The organism is Hoeflea sp., assembly GCF_039975035.1.
Lineage (GTDB): Bacteria > Pseudomonadota > Alphaproteobacteria > Rhizobiales > Rhizobiaceae > Hoeflea.
In genome coordinates, this window is sequence record NZ_JBDWHW010000231.1 from 1 (window position 1) to 5,128 (window position 5,128).

Annotated in this window: 5 protein-coding genes and 1 pseudogene; 5 read left to right on the top strand and 1 reads right to left on the bottom strand. The window is 54.7% G+C overall.

The genetic code is table 11. From position 1 onward, the window contains the following. Positions 1-442: integrase core domain-containing protein (locus ABJN75_RS20415; protein ID WP_348441444.1), on the top strand; the 442-nt coding region annotated here is incomplete at its 5' end. A 356-nt stretch (positions 443-798) separates the two neighbouring features. Next, positions 799-1,080, top strand: a complete 282-nt coding sequence (locus ABJN75_RS20420; RefSeq protein ID WP_348441445.1) for a hypothetical protein — start codon at positions 799-801, stop codon at positions 1,078-1,080. A gap of 207 nt (positions 1,081-1,287) precedes the next feature. On the opposite strand, the gene ABJN75_RS20425 is transcribed toward ABJN75_RS20420, so the two are convergent. Beyond that, on the bottom strand, positions 1,288-1,656 hold the full coding sequence (locus tag ABJN75_RS20425) for a hypothetical protein (RefSeq protein ID WP_348441446.1): 369 nt from the start codon (positions 1,654-1,656) through the stop codon (positions 1,288-1,290). Between the two features lie 446 nt (positions 1,657-2,102). Here ABJN75_RS20425 and ABJN75_RS20430 point away from each other — a divergent pair, with 446 nt between their 5' ends. The 3 genes and pseudogenes from ABJN75_RS20430 to ABJN75_RS20440 all read left to right on the top strand — a co-directional run. Then, positions 2,103-2,477: a hypothetical protein gene (locus ABJN75_RS20430; protein WP_348441447.1), complete on the top strand. Its 375-nt coding sequence runs from the start codon at positions 2,103-2,105 to the stop codon at positions 2,475-2,477. 308 nt (positions 2,478-2,785) lie between these two features. Continuing rightward, on the top strand, positions 2,786-4,300 hold the full coding sequence (locus ABJN75_RS20435; RefSeq protein ID WP_348441448.1) for a TolC family protein: 1,515 nt from the start codon (positions 2,786-2,788) through the stop codon (positions 4,298-4,300). Between the two features lie 21 nt (positions 4,301-4,321). Further along, a pseudogene (locus tag ABJN75_RS20440) lies at positions 4,322-5,011 on the top strand (multicopper oxidase domain-containing protein); the annotation flags it as partial. Positions 5,012-5,128: the final 117 nt, after the last annotated feature.

Genomic DNA, 5,128 nt, shown 5'->3' on the forward strand with positions numbered 1-5,128 from the left:
CTCGAACACGCTAGAGGCAGACTTCTGCGTTGAAGCGCTGAACGAAGCTATCCACAAGTTCGGCTCGCCCGAGATCATGAATACGGATCAGGGCAGTCAGTTCACGTCTTTTGTCTGGACAGACCGCCTCCGCCGATCCGGTGTCCGCATCTCAATGGATGGAAAGGGCCGGTTCCTCGACAACATCTTCCCCTCTCATCGTTCGCAGGCGAACGACTGCCGGGCAATGATCGAGCGGCTCTGGCGGACGCTGAAATACGAATGCGTCTACCTGCACGCATGGGAGACTGGTACGGAGGCAAAGGCTGGCATTCGGAACTGGATGACCTTCTACAACAACAAGCGCCCACACTCGGCCCTTGGCGGCAGGCCACCTGCCGTGGTCTATTGGCTGAGAAAAGAGGAAACCCAACCCGATCAGCAGGTCCAAAAAGTAGCTTAATTCAACCCAGATACTGTCCAAGGGATGGGGAGTAGCTCAACTTGCTGTAGCCACGGGTGCGTTCGCCCAGCCCGAATTCAAATACGACAGCCTTCCTGGTTCCAGCTATGGCGCTGCCTACCACTCCGCTGGTGAAAATCAGGATCGGGCCGCAAATGCCGGCATCGACTATGCGGCAACCGCGTCGATCGGCGACGGCTCGCAGTCAGCAATGGATACGCAAAACCGCGAGCGCAATCTCAGCTACTAAGGCCCAGCACGACAGGATCAGGCCGGCAACCTCCCGCCGGCATGATCCGATCCCTGACACCATATCGAAGACCAACATTTGAATCTGACACACAAAGGGAAGGACCATGAACAAGATCATCATCGCCCGCGGCCTGACACTCGCAGCCACCACCGGCGCATTTGCCCAGTCATCTGCGCTTGATGCCTATCAGGCTCCAGCCATCCATACCTCCGGAAATTACGTCGTTGGTATCAGCAATCACTTGGTCAGCTACATTAGCGCCGGAAATGACGGTTCACCGAGCTTCGCGGCACCACAGGGCGGCATCAATCATACGGTCACCGGTTCCATCACCAAATCGACGGGCAATCATGGAACTCGCGCGATCTCGCCCCGTGTACTGTAACATTTTGCGGCCATGATTGCCTCCCCTCAGGAGCGCACATAGTAAGCGCCCTTGTTTTACGCGGGTTCAACGATCAACCCAAGCAGGGATTACGGACTGTTGCATCGGCTTGATTTCAGTGAAATCGCTCGAAAAGAACAGGTTCACCGGCCAGGCATCACAAAAATTGGGTTCACAAAATTGCAGGCTTAAGCAATTTTGAATATTTCATGACATAGGTGTCTTGCAAACGACCGCCCAAAGATCGCGCTTCCAGTCGACCCCTGCAGAATCTCTGTAATCGATATTGTAGTTGGTTTCTCCAACTTTAACGATTGCAGGCGCACCGCACCTTATGCTTGCAAGATGTCTTGACCAGTCGATATACAAAATTTTCCCGTTAGCGTTTTTCTCCAATATGGTAATCACTACATCACTATCGAAATCTCGATCTCGGGCAACATCATTGCTTAGAAGATTCAGACTGATCGTTCTGTGCCCATCAATATGCGCAGTATGGAATATTTGATGCTCGGTCGCATTGGCAGGGAGCGCGAGATAAGAAAACACGATTGCTGGAAAAACAACTGTACGCATTGCAACCTCCCGTGGATTACACGAAAAGACAATATTAGCACAACGGAACATGGGTAGCGAATCGTAGGGTAATTTCCAAATTTTACAGATGCTGTTTGGCGAAATCCACGCGGTGATTTTTAAAGAACTGAGCCAGTGAAATGTTCTTGGCTTCAGAGTCGGGACCCAAATTCAAAGTCTATGGTGCCAATTGTGGATCCGAGGGGATGGGTAGAGCTGTAATACAGATCTTTTCTAGCCCCACAGATGTGTGGGCTAGGCCCGACACATACTGAATAAAGATCAGCGCAATAATTCATTGCACGGGCCTATCGTCGGTTTCTCGTTAGAGGGGGCTACCATTATCTGAATCAAGCCTTTGTGAATGATTTTGTTATTGTTTTGGCCTCAACGTTGTGGCAAACCTCCTTTTGATGAAGATACCGAATCTCCATAGGTGCCGTGTCGTGCGCATGCTTCTGGTCCTGATGTTTGTTTTTACATCCATTGTCCCGGGGTCTCTGCATGCGTCCGCTATGGCTGAGGCTCAGGCAGCCAGCGGCAGTGGACATCATGCGATGATGGGCCATCTGTCTGGTGACCAACCAGCGGCTACCCATCACCAATCCCGGGAAAAATCAGCGGAATTCGCGCAACAATCGATCCCCACGGCTCAAGGCACTGTCATCGACCGCTGCTGTCCTGCAAGCTGTTTCGTTGCCCTCTGTCATTTCGACGCGGTGGCGGTGGATCGATTCATTCCCGAGGGTTTCGAGATTGGGTTGACTCCTGAATTTGTGGTCGTGGTGATGGCTTTGCCCGAACGGCCGCCGCGAGCCTGAAGTGTGATCTGAGCCCTTTTGTGGCGTCGGGGCCGAGTATCATCGGTCAAATCCACTTCTTATCGCAGTAGGACAATCATGTTTCGTTTTCTCTTGGCGGCTGCCATGCCGCTAACTCTTGCTGGCTGTGCGTCGGCGAGTGGCCCCGCCGACGTCATGTCGGTGAGTTCGCCCGCAGATACCAGTGCAGGTATTCGTAATATCCATCATCACACGGTTCTGGACGGTTACACCCATCGAATTCCCGTGGAACCGAAGCCTTGGCGTCAACAAAACGACAGCCAGGCCCCTGGCGCGGGGGTAGGCTCATGAGCATCTCCCGCACTACAATATCCTTCATTGTCGTGTCATCCGCAGGGTTGTTTCTAGCTGGTTGTGTTAGCGACCAGGAGCTCGCCGGATACTCGGCGAAAGAGGCCGGTTTTGGCGTCGTCGCAGCATCCGTTTCCATCGGCACCAGAGGCAAAGAGGCGGTTTGGCTTCAAAACAAGGATCAGGCAAAAGCGGTTTCCGAACGCGTACACGGCCTGGTGCACAAGAAATCCATCAATGCCGACACCGCTGTTCAGGTAGCACTTCTGAACAACAAGGGCCTGCAGGCAGCCTATGCCGATATCGGCATGAACGCTGCAGAAGCCTGGCAGCAAAGCTTACCTGAAAACCCAAGGGTTTCGATCGGCCTCTTAGGAATAGGGGCGCCAGAGCTTGGGGCCTATCGCGCCATCGAAGGAATGATCGCGGCCAACATTCTGTCGCTTGCAACCCGGAAGGCTCGCGTTGATATTGCCGACACGCGGTTCAGGCAATCCCAGATGCGGGCGGTCGACGCAACCTTGAAGGTTGCCAATGACACGCGCCGGGCCTGGGTCAATGCAGTTTCAGCATTTGAAACAGTTGCCTATCTCAATCAAGCCAAGGTCGCAGCCGACGCGGCTTCTGAACTTGCTCAGAAACTCGGTGAAAGCGGAGCGCTTGCAAAGGGCGGTCAGGCGCGAGAACACGCGTTTTACGCTGAACTTACCGGGCAAATGGCCGAAGCCCGGTTGGCGTCACGGCTGGCCAAGGAGGAGCTCACACGGATTATGGGACTGTGGGGTAGCGAGGTTGATTACTATGTTCCCGACAAATTGCCGCGGCTACCGCGTGGAGTCATAAAGAAAAACGAGATTGAGCGGGAGGCGCTTGAGAACCGAGTCGATCTTCGCGTCGCAAAAATCGAGCTGGAGGCTGTTGCCAAAAGTTATGGCCTGACTGAAGCCACACGCTTTGTCACCGATCTGGAGATCATTTCAGGTGTTGAAGCCGAGCGGGAAATCGAGACCGAGTATGAGATTGTCGGTGGCAATCTGGAAGAGACCAAAACTCGAAAAACGGTTGTCACGCCGCAACTTGAGCTGGAGTTCGTTATCCCGATCTTCGACAGTGGCAAGGCCCGCCTCCGCAAGGCCGAACTCGCCTACATGCAGGCAGCCAATCAACTTGCAGAAAAGGCGGTCAACATCCGCTCCGAAGCCCGTTCGGCGTACACTGCCTACAGCTCAACCCACGAGATCGCCCGGCACTACCTCAATGCCGTGGTGCCGTTGCGCACGACGATCGAGTCGGAAGGCCTACTGACCTACAACGGCATGATTTCCAACACCTTCGAACTTCTCGCCGACACCCGCGCCAAGATCGGAACCCTGATGCTGGCGATCAACGCCAAACGCGAGTTCTGGCTGGCCGATGTCAATCTTTCGGCGGCGATCTATGGCGGCGGAGCCGGAGCAGGCAGCTCAGCTGCAGCACCATCAGTTGGCGATGCCGGCGGCGGCGGCCACTAACTTTCCGGAAAGGAAAAGACCATGATGAACAGACGTCAATTGCTCGGTGCGGGTGCTGCAGGCGCCACCCTAGTCTCCACGGCCGCCTGGTCGAAGACCACCAATATGGGCTTGCCTGATGCGGCGCTTATGGATAGTCCGCTGACTCAGTCACCGGTCATGCCTTCGACAGGCCCGGACTACAATCCGGTTGTAACGCTCAACGGCTGGACCTTGCCATTCCGAATGAACAACGGGGTCAAGGAGTTCCACCTCGTGGCCGAGCCGGTGGAGCGTGAACTCGCAGACGGCATGACCGCCTATCTGTGGGGTTACAACGGCCAGTCCATAGGCCCGACCATCGAAGCCGTGGAAGGCGACAGGGTCCGGATCTATGTCACCAATAAGCTGCCGGAGCACACAACGGTTCACTGGCACGGTCTGATTTTGCCGTCGGGCATGGATGGCGTCGCTGGGCTGTCGCATCCGGCGATTCCCTCCGGGAAAACCTATATCTACGAGTTCGATCTGGTGAAATCGGGGACCTTCATGTACCACCCGCACGGCGACGAAATGGTGCAAATGGCGATGGGGATGATGGGCTTCTTCATCGTCCACCCGAAAGACCCGGCCTTCATGCCGGTCGATCGCGACTTCCTCATCATGCTCAACGCCTTCGACATCGATCCCGGCTCCTATGTGCCGAAGATCATGACCATGACCGACTTCAGTTGTCAATTTCTCAACAGTGGTGTCGCCAGCGCCTAGAGCAAATGCTAGATACGGTTTGTAATCGCCAATACCCATCGTCTTTATCGTTTTTACAACATTGTCCATTCCAGCATCATT